Annotated in this window: 25 protein-coding genes and 1 tRNA gene; 8 read left to right on the plus strand and 18 right to left on the minus strand. The window is 62.5% G+C overall.

Annotated elements, in window-relative coordinates:
• Positions 1-80: 80 nt before the first annotated feature.
• Complete coding sequence (locus XM53_RS23365) at positions 81-311, minus strand: hypothetical protein (RefSeq protein ID WP_160321350.1); 231 nt, start codon at positions 309-311, stop codon at positions 81-83.
• A 431-nt stretch (positions 312-742) separates the two neighbouring features.
• On the opposite strand from XM53_RS23365, the gene XM53_RS01035 reads away from it, so the two are divergent.
• Entirely contained in the window at positions 743-2,140 is a 1,398-nt protein-coding gene (locus XM53_RS01035) for a HEPN domain-containing protein (protein ID WP_144435411.1), read from the plus strand.
• Between the two features lie 406 nt (positions 2,141-2,546).
• On the opposite strand, the gene XM53_RS01040 is transcribed toward XM53_RS01035, so the two are convergent.
• From XM53_RS01040 to iscR, 13 genes are all read right to left on the minus strand, one after another.
• Positions 2,547-2,623 (minus strand) — tRNA-Arg (locus XM53_RS01040).
• 257 nt (positions 2,624-2,880) lie between these two features.
• Positions 2,881-3,183, minus strand: coding sequence for a hypothetical protein (locus XM53_RS01045; protein WP_057789409.1), 303 nt, complete (start codon positions 3,181-3,183; stop codon positions 2,881-2,883).
• Between the two features lie 69 nt (positions 3,184-3,252).
• Positions 3,253-4,473 carry a cysteine desulfurase gene (locus XM53_RS01050; protein ID WP_057789411.1) on the minus strand — a complete coding sequence of 407 codons (1,221 nt, stop codon included), beginning with the start codon at positions 4,471-4,473 and terminating at the stop codon, positions 3,253-3,255.
• 1 nt (position 4,474) lies between these two features.
• Positions 4,475-5,086 (minus strand): YIP1 family protein, encoded by a 612-nt coding sequence (locus tag XM53_RS01055; RefSeq protein WP_057789413.1) that lies wholly within the window; start codon positions 5,084-5,086, stop codon positions 4,475-4,477.
• Positions 5,083-5,568, minus strand: coding sequence for a hypothetical protein (locus XM53_RS01060; protein ID WP_057789414.1), 486 nt, complete (start codon positions 5,566-5,568; stop codon positions 5,083-5,085). The genes XM53_RS01055 and XM53_RS01060 overlap by 4 nt, the downstream gene beginning before the upstream one ends.
• Positions 5,568-6,854, minus strand: a complete 1,287-nt coding sequence (gene sufD / locus XM53_RS01065; RefSeq protein ID WP_057789416.1) for a Fe-S cluster assembly protein SufD — start codon at positions 6,852-6,854, stop codon at positions 5,568-5,570. The genes XM53_RS01060 and sufD overlap by 1 nt, the downstream gene beginning before the upstream one ends.
• Entirely contained in the window at positions 6,854-7,609 is a 756-nt protein-coding gene (gene sufC, locus XM53_RS01070; protein ID WP_057789418.1) for a Fe-S cluster assembly ATPase SufC, read from the minus strand. Before sufC ends, sufD begins: the two co-directional genes overlap by 1 nt.
• 29 nt (positions 7,610-7,638) lie before the next feature.
• Positions 7,639-8,241, minus strand: coding sequence for a hypothetical protein (locus tag XM53_RS01075; RefSeq protein WP_057789420.1), 603 nt, complete (start codon positions 8,239-8,241; stop codon positions 7,639-7,641).
• 1 nt (position 8,242) lies between these two features.
• Positions 8,243-8,557, minus strand: coding sequence for a heavy metal-binding domain-containing protein (locus tag XM53_RS01080; RefSeq protein ID WP_057789423.1), 315 nt, complete (start codon positions 8,555-8,557; stop codon positions 8,243-8,245).
• Positions 8,554-8,907, minus strand: a complete 354-nt coding sequence (locus XM53_RS01085) for a hypothetical protein (RefSeq protein WP_057789425.1) — start codon at positions 8,905-8,907, stop codon at positions 8,554-8,556. Before XM53_RS01085 ends, XM53_RS01080 begins: the two co-directional genes overlap by 4 nt.
• A 12-nt stretch (positions 8,908-8,919) precedes the next feature.
• A complete protein-coding gene (sufB, locus tag XM53_RS01090; RefSeq protein WP_057789427.1) occupies positions 8,920-10,440 on the minus strand; it encodes a Fe-S cluster assembly protein SufB in 1,521 nt (506 codons plus the stop codon).
• Positions 10,441-10,464: 24 nt separating this feature from the next.
• Positions 10,465-11,484, minus strand: coding sequence for a cysteine desulfurase family protein (locus XM53_RS01095; protein ID WP_057789429.1), 1,020 nt, complete (start codon positions 11,482-11,484; stop codon positions 10,465-10,467).
• 127 nt (positions 11,485-11,611) lie between these two features.
• Positions 11,612-12,073, minus strand: a complete 462-nt coding sequence (iscR, locus tag XM53_RS01100; protein WP_057789432.1) for a Fe-S cluster assembly transcriptional regulator IscR — start codon at positions 12,071-12,073, stop codon at positions 11,612-11,614.
• 183 nt (positions 12,074-12,256) lie between these two features.
• Between iscR and XM53_RS01105 the strand changes: the two genes are divergently transcribed.
• The 4 genes from XM53_RS01105 to XM53_RS01120 all read left to right on the plus strand — a co-directional run bounded on the left by XM53_RS01105 (position 12,257) and on the right by XM53_RS01120 (position 15,660).
• Positions 12,257-12,910, plus strand: coding sequence for an alpha/beta hydrolase (locus tag XM53_RS01105; protein WP_057789434.1), 654 nt, complete (start codon positions 12,257-12,259; stop codon positions 12,908-12,910).
• Between the two features lie 6 nt (positions 12,911-12,916).
• On the plus strand, positions 12,917-13,180 hold the full coding sequence (locus XM53_RS01110) for a hypothetical protein (RefSeq protein WP_057789436.1): 264 nt from the start codon (positions 12,917-12,919) through the stop codon (positions 13,178-13,180).
• A gap of 115 nt (positions 13,181-13,295) precedes the next feature.
• Positions 13,296-14,270, plus strand: a complete 975-nt coding sequence (locus XM53_RS01115) for a quinone oxidoreductase family protein (protein ID WP_057789438.1) — start codon at positions 13,296-13,298, stop codon at positions 14,268-14,270.
• 214 nt (positions 14,271-14,484) lie between these two features.
• Entirely contained in the window at positions 14,485-15,660 is a 1,176-nt protein-coding gene (locus XM53_RS01120; RefSeq protein WP_057789441.1) for a DUF2254 domain-containing protein, read from the plus strand.
• Between the two features lie 79 nt (positions 15,661-15,739).
• Here XM53_RS01120 and mfd read toward each other — a convergent pair whose 3' ends face one another.
• A complete protein-coding gene (gene mfd, locus XM53_RS01125) occupies positions 15,740-19,186 on the minus strand; it encodes a transcription-repair coupling factor (protein WP_057789442.1) in 3,447 nt (1,148 codons plus the stop codon).
• Between the two features lie 10 nt (positions 19,187-19,196).
• A complete protein-coding gene (locus tag XM53_RS01130) occupies positions 19,197-19,721 on the minus strand; it encodes a hypothetical protein (protein WP_057789443.1) in 525 nt (174 codons plus the stop codon).
• Positions 19,722-19,861: 140 nt separating this feature from the next.
• On the opposite strand from XM53_RS01130, the gene hemB reads away from it, so the two are divergent.
• The 3 genes from hemB to XM53_RS01145 all read left to right on the plus strand — a co-directional run bounded on the left by hemB (position 19,862) and on the right by XM53_RS01145 (position 22,110).
• Positions 19,862-20,860: a porphobilinogen synthase gene (gene hemB, locus XM53_RS01135; protein WP_057789444.1), complete on the plus strand. Its 999-nt coding sequence runs from the start codon at positions 19,862-19,864 to the stop codon at positions 20,858-20,860.
• Between the two features lie 138 nt (positions 20,861-20,998).
• A complete protein-coding gene (locus tag XM53_RS01140; RefSeq protein WP_057789446.1) occupies positions 20,999-21,559 on the plus strand; it encodes a lipid-binding SYLF domain-containing protein in 561 nt (186 codons plus the stop codon).
• A 92-nt stretch (positions 21,560-21,651) separates the two neighbouring features.
• A complete protein-coding gene (locus XM53_RS01145; RefSeq protein WP_057789447.1) occupies positions 21,652-22,110 on the plus strand; it encodes a hypothetical protein in 459 nt (152 codons plus the stop codon).
• 22 nt (positions 22,111-22,132) lie between these two features.
• On the opposite strand, the gene XM53_RS01150 is transcribed toward XM53_RS01145, so the two are convergent.
• Together XM53_RS01150 and XM53_RS01155 are read right to left on the minus strand one after the other, a co-directional pair.
• Positions 22,133-22,591 carry a BrnA antitoxin family protein gene (locus tag XM53_RS01150; RefSeq protein WP_057789448.1) on the minus strand — a complete coding sequence of 153 codons (459 nt, stop codon included), beginning with the start codon at positions 22,589-22,591 and terminating at the stop codon, positions 22,133-22,135.
• A gap of 165 nt (positions 22,592-22,756) precedes the next feature.
• Positions 22,757-23,038, minus strand: coding sequence for an usg protein (locus tag XM53_RS01155; RefSeq protein WP_057789449.1), 282 nt, complete (start codon positions 23,036-23,038; stop codon positions 22,757-22,759).
• Between the last annotated feature and the right edge of the window lie 167 nt (positions 23,039-23,205).

Genomic DNA, 23,205 nt, shown 5'->3' on the forward strand with positions numbered 1-23,205 from the left:
TCTACTTCATCTATTTGACCGAAAGTGAAATCGCGTATCCCTTCGCGAATTCAAAGCTGATTTACATTGGGATGAGCGAGTCAAAACAAAACAGCCTTTTCAAGAGGCTTGGCGGCCATTTGTCCGGCCAATCCGGCAACATGGGAATTAGCAACTACGCAAAGACGCAGGGGGTGAAGTTTACGTACTACTCTGCAGACGTTCTCAGGAACTACGGAAATGAGAACCTTTTTGACATTGAAAGCTTCTTCTTGAGCGATTTTTTCAATCACTATGGTTGCTTTCCAATTTGCAATGGCCAGTCTGGTCACAAGCCCTCTGAAACGTCGAGGCCCATAACAGCTTCGGTTGATTGGTCGTTTTTCGATTGAGATGGGTCATTGCATTACCTCCAATCAAAGCTTCACTCCTGTTTTGACGAATTCGAGCAGCGGTTTAAATTTGGGCGTATCTAGCTAGAGTACGATAAGATCTCCTCCGAAACTTGCATGGTTTCAATGACTGCTCTCTATGCTTCTCCCATTTCACAATGCCGCTGCAGCGAATGCTCGCTTCCCGCCGTTGCGTCCGATTCTGGGCCACGCACCAAGGTCTGGTATGGGCTCAGAGCCGCCCTTCGATCAAGCCGCGGCCACCGACAGAAATTTGAAGTGGTACCGGAAATTTGGAGGAGAAAACACCTGCTGCAATGCCGCTGCCACGTTCGGACGCCTTTGCTTTATTCGTTCCAAAGGTCAGGGTGATGAGTAACCTCAAGGAAACGATTGCCGAAGATATCTTTTTTATATTTGATGAAGTGTTTCGCTTCAAGAAAATGGGGCGAGATGCCTTTGCAGGTCTCGATCAGCTTGAGGCGTTCTGCGATCTACCGCACCCGTCTGGCCACGGCCGGATGCTTTGCGGTCTCGCAGCATATGAAAAGGTTACTTTTATCGCACGTCTGGCTGGCGAGCGGAATGCACTGTCTGGAAACGTAACAATCGAGACACTTAGAAAGCTGACCGAAGAGCTTTTGGTACAGCGTTTCTTAGTCGAAAGAAGACCCATAGATGAAAAACAGGTAGACAGGCTCCTATCGTCGGTTGGGCGTGCGTCGAAGAAAAAGTGCCAAGACAAAACGCATTTTATCCCCTGCCACTTAATGGCCACAAAGAGCCCAGACGCATTCTCTGTTGGTCCAGTAACGTTCCGCAATCGTTCGAACTTTAAAAGCACTGTGGCCAGCCACATCCGAGGATACGCGAAAAATGAGGAACCCAAGCGACGCGAGCACATGCGGCAGCTTATGTTGGATGCTTTAAGACACTACCGAAATTTTGACTGGGTTGGTGAGATTATCATTGAAGGTTGTGACAGCGCGACGTCCGCCGATCTCGCCGAGCGAACTGTAAGATCCGCGGTTAACTTATTGCACTTGGTGTTTAGAGCAAAAAACACAGACCGTATGCGGGTGGGGGGGGCCGCCCTGCGGGTAGACAGACGTGGAGGTCTAACGATTAATTCGAGCGGTGAGTTGGCCCCTCATGGCTCCTTGGCCTGGGCAGGGCAAGGCTGCTTCCCAGAAGATTGGTCAGAATGGCTCAGGGACAAACACCTCCAGAACATATTAAGATTATTCGGCATTGCCTTGGAGACAGAAGCCAACCCGAAGCTTAAACGTCCCATCAGCCGCAGAATTTTAGATGCAGCACAGTGGTTCGGTGATGCTTCAAGGGACGAGCAACCATCGAACCGGATCATCAAATTCGTCACGGCGCTGGAACGTATGGTCATGACTGATGAAAAGCAGGACGCAACGCGACTGGTTTCGGATCGTGTTTCAGCTCTGTGCTGCTCGCTGGAAGCCAATGATCGTGCAAAATGGAAGCAAGAAGTAAAAGATGTCTACGATCTGCGCTCGCGCCTTTTACACGGCTCAATGTCCCCTTTCGACAGAAGCGTAAACTCAATGATGGGAAAGGCAGCCAACCTAGGCGAAGAATCTATTATTCAAGCTCTCTTACTGCTTGGTGAGGAAGCGCTCGTAGCAGAGAAGGTGCCAACACGAATGCTAGCAAAGTGGTACGATAATTTTGTCGACCACGTTGATACGCATTCAGCAGCAAATTCCCCGCATTCCCAAGGGCTGGACGAGACATAAGTATATGAAATCGCGAGTGGAATAAACCATTTATCGCTCAAAGGTTGACACCTATGAGCCGCCTGAACTCAGGGAAAGACAAGTCCTTGGCAGCATTTAGACGACCGAGCTACAATCTGCGCAATATTTTTTTGCGATGTACGCAACGGTGCGCTCGAACTCATCCACGAGCTTGCGGCGGGCTGAACAGCTGGTCCTTATTCAATAATTGCTTTTGGACTCCCTTAGTATGGTCAAAACTAGCCACAGAACTGCATTTACGTAAGTAAATTGCGGAGGCTTTATACTCTGCGTTCAACGTAGAGGTTCACACTCTCAAATTTAGCATAGCGACTTGTCACACGCTCATCATATCTACGTGGCAAGCCACCAACCATATGGAAACGAAAGATTTTTTATCTGGGGCTGGCGATCTCACCAGGATTCGAACCTGGGACCTCTACCTTCGGAGGGTAGCGCTCTATCCAGCTGAGCTATGAGACCGCGTGCGCCGCTTCTAACTTGTCCGGAAACCGTACGCAACAAGAGAGTTTCCAGACCATTTCCGGACAAATTTGACACAAGACATATTTTATGTATAAAAAACAGCAACTTAATTATTGGCCTTTGCCTTCGGAGGGCAGCGCTCTATCCAGCTGAGCTACAGGTGCCTGCGCCGTGCTATACCCGGTTCGTTTCCCCGTCGCAACGATGAAAAACGGCCGCTTGGCAGAAGCATCCGGCGCAGGATCTGAGGGAAATCAGGGGCGCCCGCCCTGCGGCCCACCGCCCTGGTTGCCGCCGCCGGACTGGGGCTGGCCCGGGATGCGCGGCGGGTCCGAGGGGTCCTGCGGATAATCGGGCAGGCACTCTCCCGCGCCTCCGGCTGTGCCTTGCCGGCCGCCACCGGGACAGCCGCCGCCGCCATCAGACTGCGCGTCGTATTTCGTCATCACCGGATCGTCGGTGATAGGCACCCGCGACTGGCTGGTGTCCGGTGCCGTGCAGCCCGCCAGGACAGCGCCCGCGAGCATGAGGGTAAGGGTAGTGCGAAACGTGATCATCGTGACCTCCTTGACGTGTCGACAATGGGTCGGCGCCAAGGGAGGGTCGGTTCAAAAGGAAGTCACGGCTCAGGCGAAAAGCTCGTGCGCCAGTTCCAGCGCGTCGATCAGCGCGTCCACCTCGGCCTCGGTGTTGTAAAGGCCGAACGAGGCACGGCAGGTCGCCGTCAGCCCGATATGATCCATCAGCGGCCCGGCACAGTGATGCCCTGCACGCACCGCCACGCCCTTCTTGTCGAGGATGGTCGAGATGTCATGCGCATGGGCCGCGCCGTCCAGCGTGAACGAGAAAATCGCCGCCTTGTCCGGCGTCTGTCCCTGCACCTGCAACCAGTTCAGCCCGCCAAGCCTGCTTACGGCATAGTCGCGCAGCCGGTCCTCGTAGGCCGCGATATTCTCCATCCCCAGCCCCATCATGTATTCCAGCGCCACGCCCAAGCCGATCGTCTGCACGATGCCGGGCGTGCCGGCCTCGAACTTCATCGGCGGGTCGGCATAGGTCACTTCGTCCTTGGAAACCTCGCGGATCATGTCGCCGCCGCCCATGAACGGGCGCATCTCGGCCAGCCGCTCTTTCTTCACGAAAATCGCGCCGGAGCCCGAGGGTCCATAAAGCTTGTGGCCGGTGATGGCATAGAAATCAACGCCCAGCTCATCCAGGTTCACCGGCATGTGCACCGCCGCCTGGCTTCCGTCGACCAGCACGGGCACGCCCTGCGCGTGGGCGGCCTCTGTGATCGCCTTGACATCGACCTTGGTGCCCAGAACGTTGGACAAATGCGTGAGCGCCACCAGCTTGGTCTTCGGCCCGATCGCGTCGATCACCTTTTGCGGGTCCAGCGCACCGGTGCTGTCGATATCCACCCATTTCAGCGCCACGCCCTGCCGCTCCCGCAAGAAATGCCAAGGCACGATGTTGGCGTGATGCTCCATCACCGACAGGACGATCTCGTCACCCGCCTCCATCCGCGGCATCGCCCAGCCATAGGCGACCATGTTGATCCCCTCGGTGGTGCCGGAATTCAGCACGATCTGGTCCTCGTCCGCCACGCCCAGGAACCGCGCGATGATACCGCGCACGCCTTCATATTTCTCGGTCGCAAGGTTGGAAAGGTAATGCAGACCACGATGAACATTGGCGTATTCATGGCTATAGGCCGTGGTGATCGCGTCGATCACCACCTGCGGTTTCTGCGCGCTGGCGCCGTTGTCGAGATAGACCAGCGGCTTGCCGTTCACCTCGCGCGACAGGATAGGAAAGTCGCGGCGGATCGCCTCGATATCGTACATCTCAAACTGCTCCTGTCGTTGCGGCGAAAAGGCCGCCGATGACGCCCATGATGATGGACAGCCCCACCACGACGCCGAAGATCGCAATCACCATCACGCCAAAGGCCTTGAGCGGGCTGTCGAACCCATGCGCCACGTCCAGCATGTTGGACACGGCCCACATCCACCAGACGATGAAGACCAGAAGGCCCAGCGACGACACAAACGGGATGACAAGCCCGAGAAGGACGCAACCGGCCACCAGGATGAAGCTGACGGCTTGCAAGAGGGTCACGACCGCCAGAACCTCGGGGATGCCGCCACGCCCGCCAAGGCCACGTCCGACCCAGTACAGCATGAAGACCGACAGAACCGCCCTGCCCCATTGCATAAGCGCGAAGATCAGCGGCGAGCTGTAGACGGGCGAGGCCGTGATCAGGACGCCGATCTCACCCTCGGGAATCGGCGCGGCCTGAACCAGCGCGGCAACCACGCCCGAGGTGACGACGGAAATCAGCGACAGCGCGATCCACAGCGCCTGCGGAGGCAGGTTCATCCCAAGAACCCGCCCCGCACCCGCGCGCGGATTGCGCACGGTCGTCAGAAAAAGGGGTTTCAATGCGGTTTCGGTCATCCCTGCCCCCATCCGGCTTCGCGCAGGTTTGACACCCACACCCAAAGAAAGGCCAGCAGCCATATCGCGCCCACCGCCGTCAGGCCCGGACCGGGGCCGATGAAGCCGGCCACCAGCCCGTGCAACAGCTTGATCGGGCTGGCCACCAGCCATGCCCAGAACAGCGCCAACCGCGTGGCATAGGCGGTGGCGCGCCCGCCCATCAGGCGCAGCACAAGCTGGGTGATCGTGCCGATGGCGTAAAAGATCAGCGGCGCGATGAAGATCCAGCCCAGCAGAGCCCCGCCCAGCATCGGGTTCAGCTCCTGCCCGGTCAGATGCGCCTCGCGCGCCAGACGCGGCCATTCGGAAATGAAGAAGATCGCGCAGCCGGCCATCAGGATGGCCAGCGCACGCCCTTCGTTCGCGCCCATCGCCAGCAGGCGACGGAACACCGTTCGCGGGCCGCGATAGGCGGCCACGATATCGGTGGTGACCGGCATCAGCCGCGCCGCCGCACCAGCCAGCCTTCAAGGCGTTCGACGATCCCGTCGCGCAGGCCCTCGTCCTCGATCTCTTCCACAGCCTCGGCCAGAAAGGCCAGCGTCAGAAGGTCGGTCGCGATGGGCTTGGGCACGCCGCGCGCGCGCAGGTAGAACAGCGCCTCCTCGTCGATCGCGCCCGAGGTCGAGCCGTGCGAGCAAGCCACGTCGTCGGCATAGATCTCCAGCTCCGGCTTGGCCAGAAACTCGCTATCGCCATCCAGCAGCAGCGATTGGCTGATCTGGTAGCCGTCGGTTTTCTGCGCGCCTGCCTTCACGAGGATCTTGCCCTGAAAGACGCCGACAGCGCCGTTGCGCAGCACCTTCTTGAACACCTGCCGGCTTTCGCAATTCTCGGCGTCATGGGTGATAAAGACCGTGTCGTCATGGTGGAAATCACCGTCGCCCACGCAGGCGCCCGCGACATGCGCGATGGCATCGTCGCCGGTCAGCTCGATCACGCATTCGTTGCGCGTCAGCACGCCATTGGCGGTCATGGTGAAGGATTTGAAGGCGCTTTCCTGCCCCAGCCGCGCGAAGATATGCGTGACGGCCCGGCGCTCGTGGTCGCGGCCCTGGGTGCGGACATGGTTGAACGCGGCGGTGTCGGCCACGTCGACCTCCATCACCTTGTTGAACCGCGCGGCGGCGGGGCCGTTTTCCAGCACGGTCAGTTCGGCACCTGCATCCAGCTTGATGACATGGTGCAGGATCGCGTCGGAAGTCTCGGATTCGTGGTGATAAATCAGGTTGATCGGCTTCGATGCCTTGCCCGTGACATGGACCAGCACGCCATCGGTGGCGGCCGCCGTGTTCAGCGTCGCCAGGGGGCGTGCCACGGGCGTCTGGCCATTTGTTTCCAGCGCGCCGTAAAGGTCCTTGGCCCAGTGGATATCTGCCTGCCCGGCCTCGGCCAGACGGTCGATCTTCACGCCTTCCAGGCTCAGGTCGTCGCTGGCGTCAGCGTCGAACACACCGTCGCGGAACACGATCTTCAGACGCTCGACATCCTCGAACACCTCGGTCTCGTCACTCTCGAATACGGCGGCCTTCGGCGCCTCGGCGTCGACCAGAGTGTCGGGGCGTGTGAACTTCCAGTATTCATCCCGCGCGTGCGGCAGTCCCGCGGCCCGCAGCCGCGCCAGCGCGTCCTCGCGCGGCGCTTTCGTCCAGCCCGACGCGTCGGGCAGGCTCAGCGCGGCAAGGCGCGCCTCGGTGGCGTCCTGTTTCGCTTGGGGTAACGCCATTACGCCACCTCCGCCTTGATGTCGGCATACCCGTTCTTCTCGACCTCGAGCGCCAGTTCCGGCCCGCCGGTCTTCACGATCCGGCCATCGGACATGATGTGCACAACGTCGGGTTTGATGTGGTCCAGCAGGCGCTGATAGTGGGTGATTACCAGGAATCCACGACCTTCTTCGCGCAGCGCGTTCACGCCTTTCGACACCAGCTTCATCGCGTCCACGTCGAGGCCCGAGTCGGTCTCGTCGAGAATGCACATCTTGGGCTCGAGAATGGCCATTTGCAGGATCTCGTTGCGCTTTTTCTCACCGCCCGAAAAGCCCACGTTGACCGGACGTTTCAGCATGTCGTTGTCGATCTCCAGCGTGGCGGCCTTTTCGCGCACCAGCTTGAGGAAATCCGCCGCGCTGATCTCGTCCTGCCCGCGCGCCTTGCGCTGCGCGTTGAGCGCGGTGCGCATGAAGGTCATGTTGCCCACGCCGGGAATCTCGACCGGGTATTGAAACGCCAGGAACAGCCCCGCCGCGGCGCGCTCTTCTGGCTCCATGTCCAGGATGTCCTCGCCTTCCAGCGTGGCGCTGCCGCCGGTGACCTCATAGCCGTCACGACCCGACAGAACATAGCTGAGCGTCGACTTGCCCGAGCCGTTCGGCCCCATGATCGCGTGCACCTTGCCCGCCTCGACGGTCAGGTCCACACCTTTCAGGATGGTCTTGTCCTCGTCTTCAAGATCGACCTTCAGGCCCTTGATCTCCAACATCTTTCTCTCCTTTTCCTGTCGCTGCCCCCTCAGGGGCGCAGCATCATCTCGATCACGTTCAACAGCTCGCTTTGCGGCAGGGTCAGCGGTTCCACCTCGAACCCCGCCATGCGCCCCGTCATCCTTGGGGCGCCAATGAATTTCTCGATCCCGTGGTACTGCTTGCGCCGCTTGTAGTCGTCGACGAACAGCTGCACGGGCCGCTCGGTGCGCAGCGCCGTGGCCAGCGCGCAGCCCGTGCGGAACCGACCATCTACCAGCACCACGTCGGGCTGGCGGAACTCGGGCAGGTCCCAGACCTCCAGCGGATAGCGCGGATAGCGCATGTACTGCTCCGCGGCGGTCGGATATCCCCACTCTTTCGTCGGGCCGATGTCGGACCAGATCACATCCACCTCGGTGCCTTTGGCGGGCGCGTTCTCGTCGAACCAGCCGCGCATCATCAGCGCCCAGTCCTTGTCGCTCTCCACCGAAAAGACCCGCTTGCCCGGCATCTCGCCCGCCATCACGGTCGATCCGCCAGATCCGTATTCCAGGATCACGTCGGCACCCGCGTAGGCCGCGCGCAGCACCTCCGCCTCGGCCTCCGGCAGGGTCAGCTCGGGCCGCGATATGGTGGCGGTGGGGGTCATGTCAGTCCAGCACCACCGCCGTCCCGCTGGCCGAAACCATCAGCATGGACTCCGCCACAACTTCGTAATCCAGATCGACGCCGACCACGGCCGTCGCTCCCATTGCCTTGGCGCGCTCTTCCAGCTCGCGCATGGCGGTGTCGCGGGCATCCTGCAACTTCGACTCATATGCGCCGGAGCGACCGCCGACGATATCGGTAACCTGCGCAAAGAAATCACGGATGACGTTCGCCCCCATGATCGCCTCGCCCACCACGATGCCGCGATAGTCGATGATCTTGCGCCCTTCGATGCTTTGCGTGGTCGTGATGATCATGGTTTCTCGTCCCACCTTTCGAATTCTCCGTTTTCTCTTGCGGCCCGGATCTTAGCCTGAAGCGCGCGCTCGCGTTCCTGCGCCATGTCGGAGGCATGCTCGGACCTGCGCATCTGGTCCACTCGTTTCAACTTCTCATCGATGGCGATAGCCAGACCGAGACCGAGAACGCCTCCAAGGATCGTGCCAACCCATAGCCAGGTCGGGAAAACGAGACCTGTGAGCAGCCCGCCTGCGACCCCGCCGAGCACAGCATAAAACACCAGGCGGCGCAGCGAATTACGTTCCGCCAGTTGTTCCGACGTCTGCCCTTGCCGGGCATGACGTTCTATGTGGCTCTGTCTGCGCATAAGCTACGGTCGTTACCCCACGGACCCTTCCAGCGAAATCGCCACAAGCTGCTGCGCCTCCATGGCGAACTCCATCGGCAGGGCCTGAAGCACGTCCTTGCAGAAGCCGTTCACCACCAGCGCCACGGCCTCTTCCTCGTCCATGCCGCGCTGACGGCAATAGAAAAGCTGGTCGTCATCGACCTTGGACGTGGTCGCCTCGTGCTCCACCCGGCTCGAGTTGTTCTTGACCTCGATGTAAGGCACCGTGTGCGCACCGCATTCCGAGCCGATCAGCAGGCTGTCGCATTGCGTGTAGTTGCGGCTGTCCTTGGCCTTGGGATGCATCGAGACAAGCCCGCGATAGGTGTTCTGCGCGTGCCCCGCGCTGATGCCCTTGGATACGATCCGGCTCTTGGTGTTCTTGCCCAGATGGATCATCTTCGTGCCGGTGTCGGCCTGCTGCCAGTTGTTGGTGATGGCGATGGAATAGAACTCGCCCTGGCTTTCGTTGCCGCGCAGGATGCAGCTGGGATATTTCCACGTAACGGCAGAGCCGGTTTCCACCTGCGTCCACATCACCTTGGCCCGGTCGCCCCGGCAATCGGCGCGCTTGGTGACGAAGTTGTAGATGCCGCCCTTGCCGTTCTCGTCGCCGGGGAACCAGTTCTGAACGGTCGAATACTTCACCTCGGCGTCTTCCTCGACGACGATCTCGACGACCGCGGCGTGCAGCTGTGACGTATCACGCTGCGGCGCGGTGCAGCCTTCCAGATAGCTGACGTAAGAGCCCTTGTCGGCGATGATCAGCGTCCGCTCGAACTGACCGGTGTTCTCGGCGTTGATGCGGAAATAGGTGCTCAGCTCCATGGGGCAGCGCACGCCCGGCGGCACGTAGACGAATGACCCGTCCGAGAACACGGCGGAGTTCAGCGTCGCGTAGAAGTTGTCGTTCACCGGAACGACGCTGCCGAGGTATTTCTTCACCAGCTCGGGATGCTCCCGGATCGCCTCGGAAATCGAGCAGAAGATCACGCCCGCCTTCTTCAGCTCTGCCTGAAATGTCGTCCCGACAGACACGGAGTCGAACACCGCGTCCACGGCCACCTTGCGGCCCTCGGCGGGCGCTTCCTCGGCGCCCTCGACCCCGGCCAGGATCATCTGTTCCTTCAGCGGGATGCCCAGCTTTTCGTAGGTCTCCAGCAGCTTGGGGTCGACCTCGTCCAGCGATTTGGGCTTTTGCTCCATGCTCTTGGGGCGGGCATAGTAATACTGGTTCTGAAAGTCGATCTCGGGATAGTCGACCATGGCCCAGTCCGGCTCTTTCTTCTGCAGCCAGCGAGCATAGGCCTCGAGCCGCCACTCGGTCATCCACTCGGGCTCTTCGTTCTTTTCCGAGATCAGCTTGACGATGTCTTCCGTCAGGCCCTTGGGCGCGTAATCCATCTCGATATCGGTGTTCCAGCCGTATTTGTACGTGCTGATGTCGCGCACCGCATCGACGGTCTCCTTGTCGACGCCTTCTTTGACCTGTGTCTCATCCAGTGCCGCCATTGGGCCACCTCCTCGGTTTATCTCTCACGCCGCGCGGGCGCGGAATTTTTCGTGTTGCCTGGCCCAGGCTTGCGCAAAGGCCACAACGTCGTCTTCGCTCGTGTCGGGCCCCAGCGAGACCCGGACGGCGCTGGCCGCCTGAACCTCGTCGAACCCCATCGCCGCCAGCACGCGGCTTGCCTTGACCTTGCCGCTGGAACAGGCCGAGCCGGCCGAAATGGCAAACCCCGCAAGGTCCATCGCCATCACCTGCGTCTCACCCTTCCAGCCGGGCGTGATGAAGCAGGACGTGTTCGGCAGCCGATCTTCGGATTTCCCGACAAAAATAGTCGCTGGGGCGGATTCCTCAATAGCGTTTTCTAGAATCCTTCTAAGTTTTTTCACCCGGTCCCACGCGCCATCGGCCAGATCGCGCTGCGCAGCCTCCGCCGCCGCACCGAAGCCTGCGATGCCGATGATGTTCTCCGTGCCCGACCGGCGGCCCATCTCCTGCCCGCCGCCAAGGCTGAGCGCCAGAATGTCCACGCCCTGTTTCACGATCAGTGCGCCAATGCCCTTGGGCCCGCCCAGCTTGTGCGCCGACATCACGGCCATGTCCGCCCCCGACCAGGCAAAGGAAAACGGCAGGCGGCCCACCGCCTGCGTGATATCCAGAAGCAGCAGTCCCTCGCCGGTCCCGGGCTGCGTCACGATCCCCGTCTCGGAATTGGCCAGCCCCATGGCGCGAATCTCAGGCCCATCTTCACCCGGCGCCTGATGCGCCCAAAGCGCGTCATGCGCGGTCGCCTGCACCTCGACGGTGCCAAACCCCGACAGCACACTGGCCGCCTCGGTCGCGCCAGAGGTGAACACCACCTCCTGCGGCGTGCAGCCCACGGCCGCCGCAACCTGCCCCCGCGCTCGCTCCACCAGAGCCTTGGCCGCCCGCCCCTCGCCATGCACCGAGGACGGGTTGCCGACCACATCCATCGCCGCGACCATCGCCTCCCGCGCCTCGGGCCGCAAAGGCGCCGTCGCGTTGTAATCGAGGTAGACCCGGCTCACACAGCCCCCCTTTTCCTCTGGCCATAAATATCCCGGGGGTCGTCGAAACAGCGTTTCGACGTTGGGGGCAGAGCCCCCGCCTGCCGCGACGCCGAAGGCGGCGCAAAACCTGTCGCCGCAGGCGTCCTCATTCCTCGTCCACCACGGCAAACAGCGACGGCACGGCCGGACACGGCGCCAGCGAATTGCCCACGATGTCACTCAGCCGGGTCTGGTGCAGGAACACGTAGACCTGCGCGCTCAGACCTTCCCACAGCCGGTTGGTCATGCTCTGCGCCCGCGACCCGCTGGTCGCTCCCGAGGCCCCCGCGCCCTTGTGCATCGCATCAATGGTCTCGTCCACCGCGGCCAGGATATCCACCGCGCGGATCTCGGACGCGGGCCGCGCCAGCTTGTAGCCTCCGCCCGGCCCGCGCACCGAACTCACCAGTTCGGCCCGCCGCAGCTTGACGAAGAGCTGTTCCAGGTAGGGCAGCGAGATGCTCTGCCGCGCCGAGATATCGCTCAGCGTGACCAACCCGTCCTTTTGCTGCAACGCGATATCGACCAGCGCGACCATCGCGTAACGCCCCTTGGTGCTGAGTTTCATCGCTCTCCCCCGCAAAATACCGGCGCATCAGCGGTTTGGCGGGCGGGGAAATGATTGACCTTGCCCGATCAACCCCCTATCTCGCGTGAAGCCGCAGAATCCATTCGGTCGTTTAGAATAGTTCTAAGGTGCTTGATCAATTCCGTCAAGAATTGACCGGCGCCGAAATGCAAGGGGATCCTCATGCCCGAGGTCATCTTTCCCGGCCCCGAGGGCCGCCTGGAAGGCCGCTACCACCCGCAACGAGAGCGCGACGCGCCCATCGCCATCATCCTGCACCCGCACCCGCAGTTCGGGGGCACGATGAACAACAAGGTGGTCTACAACCTGCACTACGCGTTCCACAAGCTGGGCTTCACCGTCCTGCGCTTCAACTTCCGTGGCGTGGGTCGCAGCCAGGGCGAGTACGACCAGGGCGTGGGCGAGCTTTCCGATGCCGCCTCGGCGCTCGACTACCTGCAGTCGATGAACGCCAACTCGAAACATTGCTGGGTCGCGGGCTTTTCCTTCGGCGCGTGGATCGGGATGCAGCTTCTGATGCGCCGCCCCGAGATCACCGGCTTTGTCTCGGTCTCGCCGCCCGCCAACATGTACGACTTCTCGTTCCTGGCCCCCTGCCCGTCCTCTGGCCTGATCATCAACGGCAGCGCCGACCGCGTCGCGCCGCCCGCCGATACTCAGGCCCTCGTGGGCAAGCTGCACGAACAGCAGGGCATCACCATCACCCACGAACAGATCGAGGGCTCGGGCCACTTCTTTGAAGAGCCGCATATGGAGACGATGATCGGCACCGTCAGCGATTACGTCAAACGCCGCCTCACCGAGACCACGAGGTAACGGCTCATGGGCGTGACCGAGGATCTGGCCGACGAACTGGCGCTGAAGGTCATCAAGTACGTGGACGCCTCGGGCGATGACGGCGTTATTTCCGAAATCGTCGGCATCCTCGGCGCCACGTCCCAATCCGCCGAAGAGGCGTTCCTGACCTCGATGCGGGTGCGCCGCGCCAACATGGCGGCGCGCGCGCATCTGCTGAACCGCGTCAAGAAATTTCAGGAAAAGCAGGGCGCGGGGGATACCGCCCCCAAGGATCCGCCCGAAACCTGACCGCGATTGCATTTCGCACGGGCGATCCCCGTCACGCGGGCTAGATGCCCGTCAGACCCCGCGCGGCGTAGCCCGTGACAGCCGCGCACGAGAACCAAAGCAGGGAGACACCACAATGGCACGCACCATCATCATCGAAGAGTTCGGCGGTCCGGACACCCTCAAGCTGGTCGACCGCGAGGTGGGCGAGCCTGGCCCCGGCGAGGTGCGCATCGCGCACGTCGCCTGCGGGCTGAATTTCATCGACGTCTACCAGCGCACCGGGCTTTACCCGCTGGAGCTGCCCCATGCCCTGGGGATGGAGGCCGCGGGCATCGTCGAGGCGGTGGGCGACGGCGTCACCCACCTGCAAGCGGGCCAGAAGGCCGCCTATGCCGCCACCCCGCCCGGCGCCTATTCCGAGGCGCGCGTGATGCCCGCGTCGCAGGTCTGCCCCCTGCCCGACGACATCCCGTTCGAGGATGCCGCCTCGATCATGCTGCAGGGCATGACGGTGGAATACCTCTTTCACCGGGTCTGGCCGCTGAAAAAGGGCGACACGGTGCTATTCCACGCCGCCGCGGGCGGTGTCGGCCTGCTGGCCTGCCAATGGGCCCGGTCCGAGGGCATCACCCTCATTGGCACCGCCGGGACGGACGAGAAATGCAAGATGGCGGTCGATAATGGTGCCAGCGCCTGCATCAACTACCGCAGCGAGGATTTCGTGGCCGAGGTCAAGAAACTGACCGACGATAAGGGCGTCGACGTGGTGATGGACGGCGTCGGCAAGGACACGTTCGACCGCTCGCTCGACTGCCTGAAGCCCTTGGGCATGATGATGTCCTTCGGCAACGCCTCGGGCCCGGTCGAGCCCGTCAGCCTGCTGACCCTGGCGCAGAAAGGCTCGCTGAAGCTGACGCGCACGACGCTTTTCACCTTCCTCGCCGATCACGAACGCTGCCAGGAAATGGCGCGCCACCTGTTCGAAAAGGTGCAGTCGGGCGACGTGAAGGTGAATATCGGCCAGACCTGGAAGCTCGAGGAGATCGCCGAGGCGCATCGCGCACTGGAAGCGCGGGAAACCACCGGGTCGACCATCCTCACGCTTTGATCACGTCTTCGGGAACTTTCCCGCTCCGGGTGCAGTTATCACTCTGCACGCCATAGCGGGCACGCCAATTGTGCCCGCCCGGCAAACCGGAGTAGAAGACCCATGAACAACATCATCTATATCGTCGGCCTTATCGTCATCGTCGTTGCCATCCTTTCCTTCATCGGCATCGGGTGAACGAGGCCCCGGGGTCCAACCTCCAGGGAAGAACTGAATGAACAAACGGGCGCTGTTGCTCAAACTGGCGCAGGACATACGCGCCAGCTACTGGTTCATTCCGGCCAACATGGTGTTGTTCGCGATCGTTCTGGCCTACGGGTCGGAGTGGCTCGACCACAATGCCGACATATTGCCATTCCAGTTCCCCGAAACATTGATCAATACCCAGGTCGAGGGCGCGCGCAGCACGCTCTCGACCATCGCCACGTCAGTAATCGGCGTCACCGGCGTGATGTTCTCCATGACCATCGTCGCGGTCTCCTTCGCCGCCGGCAACTACGGGCCGCGCCTGATCGGGAACTTCATGCGCAACCGGGGCAACCAGATCAGCCTCGGCATCCTGATCGCCACATTCGTCTATGCCCTTCTGATCCTGCGCGCCGTGCAGGACCCCTCCGAAACGGCCGAGGTCGAGGCCTTCGTGCCGCAATATTCCATGCTGCTGGCCATGCTGGGCTGCATCATCGCGGTCTTCACCATGATCTATTTCGTCCACCACGTGCCCGAAACGATCAACGTGGGCAACATCACCGCCGGCCTGGGCCAGCGGCTGGAGACCGAGATCAAGGCGATCATTGACGCCGAGGACGCCCGCGACAAGCGCCGCGAGGTCTCTTATCCCGACCGCGACCCCGATCACCGGATCACCCTGAACGCCGCCGGATATATCCGCACGCTGAACTACCAGCAGGTCGAAAAGCTGACCGACCGAGACGACTGGCTCCTGCGGATCGAACAGCAGCCGGGCGATTTCGTCAGCTCCTTCACGCACGTGATGTCGGTCTGGTCACACGAGGCGCTGTCGGACGACGATATCGCCGAGCTGCGCGACTGCTACGCGCTCGGCACCAGCAAGACCGAGCACCAGAACGTGCTCTTCCTGGTCGACGAACTGGTCGAGGTGCTGGCCCGCGCACTGTCGCCGGGCGTCAACGATCCTTTCACGGCGATCAACTGCCTCAACTGGATGCAGAACGCCCTGTCGGTGGCGCGGCACCATGGCGAGGGTCTGGGCGAGGACGGCGCCGGCAAGCACGCGCTGGGGCCGCGCCTGACTTACGACACCCTGTTCGAGCGCAGTTTCCTGGCCTCGAAACCTTATACCGACACGGACGAACTGACCAAGGCGCAGTATGAAAAGCTGGTGGCGGAATTGAAACGCTCGGCCTGAGCGCCGCGCGCGGAACCAAGGCGCGCTTTGCGCGCCGCCGCGCGATCGCCAGCCCGCGGTCTGGCAATCGCACGGCTCCTCACCCCTTCTTGCCTTCCTTCACCTTCTCCGCCAGATCTCGCGCTATCGCAAACGCCCCCTTGATCTTGTCGGCATCGGATTTCCAGCTGCGCTTGACCACGATCTTGTTGTCCTTGACCTTGGCCAGCCCCTTCTGGTCCTTGATGAAATCGACCAGCCCCTGCGGGTTGGAAAACTTGTCGTTGTGGAACTGGATCGTCGCGCCCCTCGGCCCGCCATCCAGCTTGGCGATCCCGGCGCGCTTGCACATCGCCTTGATCCGCACCACCAGCATCAGCGTGTTGACCTCGCGGGGCAGCTTGCCGAAGCGGTCGATCAGCTCGGCGGCGAAACCTTCCAGTTCAACTTTGGTCGCCAAACCACTGAGACGGCGGTACAATCCCAAGCGCACGTCCAGGTCGGGCACATACTCCTCGGGGATCAGCACCGGCACACCCAGGTTGATCTGCGGCGCCCATTGCTCGTCCGCCTCGCTCAGCCCCTCCATCTGCCCCGACTTGATCTTGGCAATCGCCTCTTCCAGCATCGACTGGTACAGTTCGTACCCCACGTCGCGCATCTGGCCCGACTGTTCCTCGCCAAGAAGGTTGCCCGCCCCGCGAATATCGAGGTCCTGGCTGGCCAGCGTGAACCCCGCCCCCAGCTGATCCAGACTGCCCAGCACCCGCAGCCGCTTTTCGGCCGAGGGCGTCAGGCGCATCCGGGGCTTCGTCGTCAGATACGCATAGGCCCGCGTCTTGGCCCGGCCCACGCGCCCCCGGATCTGGTAAAGCTGCGACAGGCCGAACATGTCGGCGCGGTGCACGACCATGGTGTTGGCGGTGGGAATATCGAGGCCCGATTCCACGATTGTCGTCGCCAAGAGCACATCGTATTTGCCGTCGTAGAAGGCGTTCATCCGCTCGTCGAGTTCCTTGGCCGCCATCTGGCCATGCGCCACGACGAAACTGACCTCCGGCACCTGTTCGCGCAGGAACGCCTCGATTTCGGCGATGTCGCTGATCCGCGGCACCACGTAAAAGCTCTGCCCGCCGCGATAATGCTCGCGCAACAGCGCCTCGCGGATCGTCACCGTGTCGAACTCGCTGACATAGGTGCGGATCGACAGGCGGTCGATGGGCGGCGTGCCGATGATGCTCAGGTCCCGCACGCCCGACAGGCTCAACTGCAAAGTTCGTGGGATCGGCGTCGCCGTCAGGGTCAGCACATGCACTTCCGAGCGCAGGGATTTCAGCCGCTCCTTGTGGGTCACGCCGAACCGCTGCTCCTCGTCGATCACCAGCAGACCAAGGTTCTTGAACCGGATGTTCTTGGCCAGCAATGCGTGCGTGCCCACCACGATATCCACCGTGCCATCGGCCAGCCCCGCGCGGGTCTTGGTGGCCTGGCTTGAGGACACGAAGCGCGACAATGGCGCCACCGTTACCGGGAAGCCCCTGAACCGTTCGGCAAAGCTCTGGTAATGCTGCCGCGCCAGCAGGGTCGTCGGCGCGATCACCGCCACCTGCATCCCGGACATGGCGGCGATAAAGGCCGCGCGCATCGCCACCTCGGTCTTGCCGAAACCGACGTCGCCGCAGATCAGCCGGTCCATCGGCGTGCCGCTGTCCAGATCGGCCACGACATCCTCGATGGCGCGCAGCTGGTCGTCCGTCTCCTGGTACGGGAACCGGGCCGAGAACGCCTCCCACGCGTGATGCTCGGGTTCCAGCACCGGCGCCTTGCGCAGCGCGCGCTCGGCGGCGATCCGGATCAGGCGGTCGGCCATCTCGCGGATGCGTTCCTTCAGCTTGGCCTTCTTGGCCTGCCACGCGCCGCCGCCCAGCCGGTCCAGCAGGCCCTCTTCATGGCCATACCGGCTCAGCAGTTCGATATTCTCGACCGGCAGGTAAAGCTTTGACTCTTCGGCATATTCCAGCAGCAAGCATTCATGCGCCGCGCCCGCCGCCGTGACCACTTCCAGCCCCTTGTAGCGCCCAATGCCGTGATCGACATGCACCACCAGGTCGCCGGGCGACAGGCTTTGCGCCTCGGTCAGAAAATTCTCGGCCCGCCGGCGTTTCTTGGGGGAGCGGATCAGGCGGTCGCCCAGGATATCCTGCTCGGCGATCACGGTCAGGCCCGGCGCGGTAAAGCCATGCTCCAGCCCCCAGACCGCCAGATGCAGGCCTCGCTTGCCAATGGCCCCGGCATTCTTGACCGTCACCGCGCCCAAGAGGCCCTCATCCTCCAACAGCCCTTCCAGCCGCTCCCGCGCGCCGTCGGAATAGGACGCGACCAGCACCGGCCCTTCGGCCATGCGTGCATCAATATGGTCTTTCAGGACGCTGAAAAGGTTTATCTTTTCCTGCTGTCGCTCGGGCGCGAAGTTGCGTCCGATCCGCCCGCCCGCGTCGATCACACCCGGCCCCGGCGCCTGCGGCAAGGGCGACAGGGCCAGCACGCGGCGGTCGCCCAACGCGGCGCTCCACGCGTCGTTGTCGAGATACAGCAGATCGGGCGCGATGGGCTTGTAGACGCTGTCCTCGCGGCCCTTCTGGCTCATGGCGTGCTTGCGGGCGTCATACTGGTCGGCGATGGACACCCACCGCGCCTCGCGCGCCGCCTCGACCTGGTCATCCAGGCTGACCGGCGCGCCGGGGATATAGTCGAAGAGCGTCTCCAGCCGCTCGTGAAACAGCGGCAGCCAATGCTCCATCCCCGCCTGCTTGCGCCCGGCGCTGACGGCCTCGTACAGCGGGTCATCGCTGCCCGCCGCACCGAACTCGATCCGGTAATTCTGCCGGAACCGCGTGATCGCCGCGTCATCCAGAATGACCTCGCTGACCGGCGCCAGCTCGATCCGGTCCAGCTTTTCGGTGGTGCGCTGCGTCGCCGGGTCGAACCGCCGCACGCCGTCCAGCACATCGCCAAAGAGGTCCAGCCGCACCGGCCCGCTCTCGCCCGGCGGATAGATGTCGATGATGCCCCCGCGCACGGCATAATCCCCCGGCTCCATGACCGTGGGCGCCTGCGTAAAGCCCATCCGCACGAGGAAGGATTTCAGCGCGTCTTCGTCAATCTGGTAATCCACCTGCGCCGAGAACGCGGCCTCGCGCAGCACGTCGCGGGCGGGCACACGCTGCGTCGCCGCATTCAGCGTGGTCAGCAGGATGAACCGCGACGGCCCGCCATGCACCAGCCCCGCCAGCGTGGCCATGCGCGTGGCCGAGATATCGGCATTGGGCGACACCCGGTCATAAGGCAGGCAATCCCAGCCGGGAAAGCGGATCACCGGCATCTCCGGCGCGAAAAAGCGCAGCGCCTCTTCCATCGCCGCCATGCGCTTGTCGTCGCGCGCCACATGGATCACGGGACCCTCCGCGCGGGCGGCCTCGTCCAGGATCAGCTTGGCGTCGAACCCTTCGGGCGCGCCGCCCACGGCGATACGGGGGGTGTCGGCCATGCCCCGCCCCTCAGCCCAGCACGCCGGTCGACATGTTGACCAGCATCCCCCACATCGCGGTCACCAGGATCGACAGGATGCCGACGAATTGCGTCCCGATGCGGTGGTAGTGCATCCGCTTGTAGAGCGCCTCGCCCACCAGAGCGTCGCGGGTGATGCGGTGCGCGGTAAAGATCGACAAAACCGCCACCAGCGTCATCGGAAAGCCCAGCAGGAACAGAGCCTGGCTGAATTCGTTTCCGTAAACGAACCCCAGAAGGCACAGCGTGGTCAGCACGAAACACACGAACCCCGCAAGCAGCAGGCCGGTTTCCCGCGCGATGTAAAGGATGCGGTTGCAGTTGATGCGCACCATGTCGTGCAGGTCCACCACGCCCTGCTCGTCGCCGCGCCTGGCCCGCTGTACCATGTCCCACGGCACGCCCAGCACCCAGTGGCTGGTCGAGGACCACAGCACCGCCAGTACGATCCAGAACCACAGGTTGCTGAAGCTGCGCATGTCGATCAGCTCGAAAATCGTCTCGATCAGGTCCAATGCCGGTGCCTCATTGTGTCTTTGCGCTGTGCCGCGCTCTATCCGGGCACCTCTTAGCGCCGCTTTGCCCCAATTCCTACCCTTGAGATGGGGGAATTTCCATGCCACTCAGTTGGCGTCGAAGAAAAAGGATGGCCGTCATGCGTCCCACCCAAGGACCCTTTCCTGTCACGCGCCTGCGCCGCACCCGCGCCACCCCCGCGATCCGCGCGCTGGTGGCGCAGAACACGCTGACCCCGGCCGACCTGATCTGGCCGGTCTTCGTGCGCGACGGCGACGGCGTCGAGGAACCTGTGCCCTCGATGCCCGGCGTCCTGCGCCGCAGCGTCGACCGCGTGGTCGAGGCCGCCCGCGAGGCGCAAAGCCTTGGCATTCCCGCAATCTGCCTCTTTCCCTATACCTCGGCCGAGAACCGCACCTCGGATTGCGCCGAAGCCTGGAACCCCGACAACCTGTCGAACCGCGCCACCCGCGCCATCAAGGACGCGGTGCCCGACATCGCCATCATGACCGACGTGGCGCTCGACCCCTATTCCGACACTGGCCATGACGGGTTCGTGGTGGATGGAGAGATCCTCAACGACGAAACCATCGAGGCGCTGGTCAAGCAGGCCCTCAGCCAGGCCGCAGCGGGGGTCGACATCATCGGCCCCTCGGACATGATGGACGGCCGCATCGGTGCCCTGCGCGCAGCACTGGAATCCGAAGGCCACAAGAACACGCTCCTGCTCAGCTACGCCGCCAAATACGCCAGCGCGTTCTACGGCCCCTTCCGCGACGCGGTGGGGGCTTCGGGCGCACTCAAGGGCGACAAGAAGACCTACCAGATGGACCCCGCCAATTCCGACGAGGCGCTGCGCTGCGTCGCCCGCGACCTGACCGAAGGTGCCGACATGGTGATGGTCAAGCCCGGAATGCCCTATCTGGATATCTGCCGCCGGGTGAAGGATGAATTCGGCGCGCCCACCTATGCCTACCAGGTGTCGGGCGAGTACGCGATGATCCAGGCCGCGGCGCAGAACGGCTGGATCGACCACGACCGCGCCATGGTCGAAAGCCTGATGGCCTTCAAACGGGCCGGCTGCGACGGCATCCTGACCTATTTCGCCCCAGCCGTGGCGCGTATGCTACAGGGATAAGGCTCGCGCAACTTCCCGCTTATCCGCCCGGACACCACAAACTGTGGTGACACCGCCGGCCTTCCCCCCTATAGTGTGGGCATAGACCGGCATTTTACAAAAGACCGGCCACGGATCAGGCAACGAACAGGCAGTATCATGAAAAACCTTTCCCGGCGAAGCTTCACGCTTGGCGCGCTGGCCGCGTCCCCCCTTCTGGCCGCCTGCGGCAACGGGGTGGGCAGCGTCGGCTCGCAAAAGATCGACGCCCGCGTCGACTCGACGCTCAACTACCTTTACACCCGCTACCCCCAGACCCGCGACATCGCGGCCAAGTCGGTGGGCCAGCTTGTCATGCCCCTGATCACAGAGGGCGGCTTTATCGTCGGCGGCGGCTATGGCCGCGGGGCGCTGCGCGTGGGCGGTGCGACGGTCGACTACTACTCCGCCACCAAGGGCAGTGTCGGGCTTCAGATCGGGGCGCAGCAATTCGCGCACGTTCTGTTCTTCATGACCCAGGACTCACTGGCCGGCTTCCGCCGCGCGTCTGGCTGGGTCGCGGGCGCGGATATCGAATACGTGTTCTCGGACCAGGGCGAAAACCTGCGCGCCGACACCACCACGGCCAGCACGCCCGTGCTGGCGGTGATCTTCGGCCAGGCGGGCGCGCTGGTGGGCGCGTCGCTGGAAGGCACCAAGTATACCCGCATCATCCCCTGAACACCAAAGGGTTTGAACCACTCACGGATCCGATGCGACCTACTAGGGCGCGTGATTTGCCACGCGCCCTTTTTCTAGATTGAGGTCGCACCATGATGCTCCGCACCGTTACGCTTGCCGCGCTCATCGCGCTTGGCGCCTCACCCCATGCAGCCGCCTGCGCCCTTCCGCCGCCGGTCTGCGAGGTCTCGAACGGGCAGATTGCCGTTCTGGACCATGCGGATGGCAACACCGTTCTTTTTTCCCAGATCGATCCCGACGCCGAAGGCTACGCGCCGACCTATGTGCTGGTCGATTGCACCAAGCGACAGGCGGTCGCGCTGGGGCACCTGCCGGAGGGCGCGGACGACGCGGCATTCCAGACACATTTCCAGGGCCGCAGGGTGATGGACCGCGAACTTGGCACAGGCGCCCGGCCCCGGCTGCGCGAGGTGCATCGCCAGCTTCAGCGGATGGGCCTGCGCAGCAAACGGTTCACCTTGATGCAATCCCATTGCGGCTGCGCCCTGCCGGACATGCCGCCACCGCCCGCAAGCTGCCCGCCCTACTGATCCGGGGCGCGAGCGGCGCATCTCACTCGCCGTCTCCGAAATCTATCTTGATCGCGGGGAACGGGGTGTCGTCCTCATCTTCGTCGTCATCATCCGCGTCCTCGTTCATGCGCCGGGCGCGCTGTTCTTGCAGGATCTCCATCTGCCGGTTCCGGTACTGGGCAAATTTCGGACCCGCCGGCTTTTCGTCCCAATGGGCGACGACCCGCCCCTCGATCAGCGCCAGCCAATAGAGCCGAAGAACCCTGTTCATGCGCGCGCCGTAACCGGGGCCAAGGCGGCGGAACCATTTCACCATGTCGCTGTCCAGCCGAATCGTCACCCGCGTCTTGGGGCGCGGGATCGGCTCGCGGCTTTCCAGCCCTTCCCACTCGTCGGGCAGCGAGTGGTCCAGCCACTGCTCGGTCAGCACCTCTTGCAGTTCGCGCAATTCCTGCAACATGGCGGCGCGGGGGGACTGGGAGGGGGCGGTACGGCGCATGGTCGGGCCTCGTTCCTGGTGACAGCGGCATCGCCCGCCACCTTGACCGCCCATTTGTTAACGCCCGGCAGAGGCACCGCGCGGTGTACCGGGGGTGCACGGGGGGTGCACGCGTGTCACCCCCACGATTTTTCCCTGTTGCGCCGATCGGTTAACCGACCGTGCTCAATTCAAATAGAATTCGCCCGTGACCTGCCGCCATTCGCCGGGACTGATCATCTTGCGGTGGATGAACTGCACCGAATGCAGCGGTCCCTCGATCTCGTCCTGCCAGAATTCGATGAACTTGAAGAGCTTGGGATGGTCCGGGGCGAGGTCGTAGTCCTGCCATACGAAGGTATTGATAACATGCGCATAATCCGGCATGTGGTAATAAAACTCCGCCGTCGTCAGGCCATAGCCCTTCAGCATCAGTTCGGTTTCCGAAAGCTCCGTCGTGTTTTCCATGTTGGCACCACTCTTATTGTTATGATTCAGAGTGTGGCACGAAATAATTAGTTTTCAATAAAAACAGTATGTTATCACCCTTCCCTGCTGGCTGCCAAATGCGGGGGACACGGGCCATTGCACCCCATATCCTGCCTCTGGTATAGTTTTCGCAACAAGATATAGAA

Origin of the sequence: Roseovarius atlanticus (assembly GCF_001441615.1) — a bacterium.
In the GTDB taxonomy this organism is placed as follows: Bacteria; Pseudomonadota; Alphaproteobacteria; order Rhodobacterales; family Rhodobacteraceae; genus Roseovarius; species Roseovarius atlanticus.

What these genes read in the sequence shown, in the direction of transcription:
- XM53_RS01035 (WP_144435411.1), top strand. Translation starts at nt 743, where the DNA reads ATGAGTAACCTCAAGGAAACGATTGCCGAAGATATCTTTTTTATATTT.
- XM53_RS01045 (WP_057789409.1), bottom strand. Translation starts at nt 3,183, where the DNA reads ATGATCACGTTTCGCACTACCCTTACCCTCATGCTCGCGGGCGCTGTC.
- XM53_RS01050 (WP_057789411.1), bottom strand. Translation starts at nt 4,473, where the DNA reads ATGTACGATATCGAGGCGATCCGCCGCGACTTTCCTATCCTGTCGCGC.
- XM53_RS01055 (WP_057789413.1), bottom strand. Translation starts at nt 5,086, where the DNA reads ATGACCGAAACCGCATTGAAACCCCTTTTTCTGACGACCGTGCGCAAT.
- XM53_RS01060 (WP_057789414.1), bottom strand. Translation starts at nt 5,568, where the DNA reads ATGCCGGTCACCACCGATATCGTGGCCGCCTATCGCGGCCCGCGAACG.
- sufD (WP_057789416.1), bottom strand. Translation starts at nt 6,854, where the DNA reads ATGGCGTTACCCCAAGCGAAACAGGACGCCACCGAGGCGCGCCTTGCC.
- sufC (WP_057789418.1), bottom strand. Translation starts at nt 7,609, where the DNA reads ATGTTGGAGATCAAGGGCCTGAAGGTCGATCTTGAAGACGAGGACAAG.
- XM53_RS01075 (WP_057789420.1), bottom strand. Translation starts at nt 8,241, where the DNA reads ATGACCCCCACCGCCACCATATCGCGGCCCGAGCTGACCCTGCCGGAG.
- XM53_RS01080 (WP_057789423.1), bottom strand. Translation starts at nt 8,557, where the DNA reads ATGATCATCACGACCACGCAAAGCATCGAAGGGCGCAAGATCATCGAC.
- XM53_RS01085 (WP_057789425.1), bottom strand. Translation starts at nt 8,907, where the DNA reads ATGCGCAGACAGAGCCACATAGAACGTCATGCCCGGCAAGGGCAGACG.
- sufB (WP_057789427.1), bottom strand. Translation starts at nt 10,440, where the DNA reads ATGGCGGCACTGGATGAGACACAGGTCAAAGAAGGCGTCGACAAGGAG.
- iscR (WP_057789432.1), bottom strand. Translation starts at nt 12,073, where the DNA reads ATGAAACTCAGCACCAAGGGGCGTTACGCGATGGTCGCGCTGGTCGAT.
- XM53_RS01105 (WP_057789434.1), top strand. Translation starts at nt 12,257, where the DNA reads ATGCCCGAGGTCATCTTTCCCGGCCCCGAGGGCCGCCTGGAAGGCCGC.
- XM53_RS01110 (WP_057789436.1), top strand. Translation starts at nt 12,917, where the DNA reads ATGGGCGTGACCGAGGATCTGGCCGACGAACTGGCGCTGAAGGTCATC.
- XM53_RS01115 (WP_057789438.1), top strand. Translation starts at nt 13,296, where the DNA reads ATGGCACGCACCATCATCATCGAAGAGTTCGGCGGTCCGGACACCCTC.
- XM53_RS01120 (WP_057789441.1), top strand. Translation starts at nt 14,485, where the DNA reads ATGAACAAACGGGCGCTGTTGCTCAAACTGGCGCAGGACATACGCGCC.
- mfd (WP_057789442.1), bottom strand. Translation starts at nt 19,186, where the DNA reads ATGGCCGACACCCCCCGTATCGCCGTGGGCGGCGCGCCCGAAGGGTTC.
- hemB (WP_057789444.1), top strand. Translation starts at nt 19,862, where the DNA reads ATGCGTCCCACCCAAGGACCCTTTCCTGTCACGCGCCTGCGCCGCACC.
- XM53_RS01140 (WP_057789446.1), top strand. Translation starts at nt 20,999, where the DNA reads ATGAAAAACCTTTCCCGGCGAAGCTTCACGCTTGGCGCGCTGGCCGCG.
- XM53_RS01145 (WP_057789447.1), top strand. Translation starts at nt 21,652, where the DNA reads ATGATGCTCCGCACCGTTACGCTTGCCGCGCTCATCGCGCTTGGCGCC.
- XM53_RS01150 (WP_057789448.1), bottom strand. Translation starts at nt 22,591, where the DNA reads ATGCGCCGTACCGCCCCCTCCCAGTCCCCCCGCGCCGCCATGTTGCAG.
- XM53_RS01155 (WP_057789449.1), bottom strand. Translation starts at nt 23,038, where the DNA reads ATGGAAAACACGACGGAGCTTTCGGAAACCGAACTGATGCTGAAGGGC.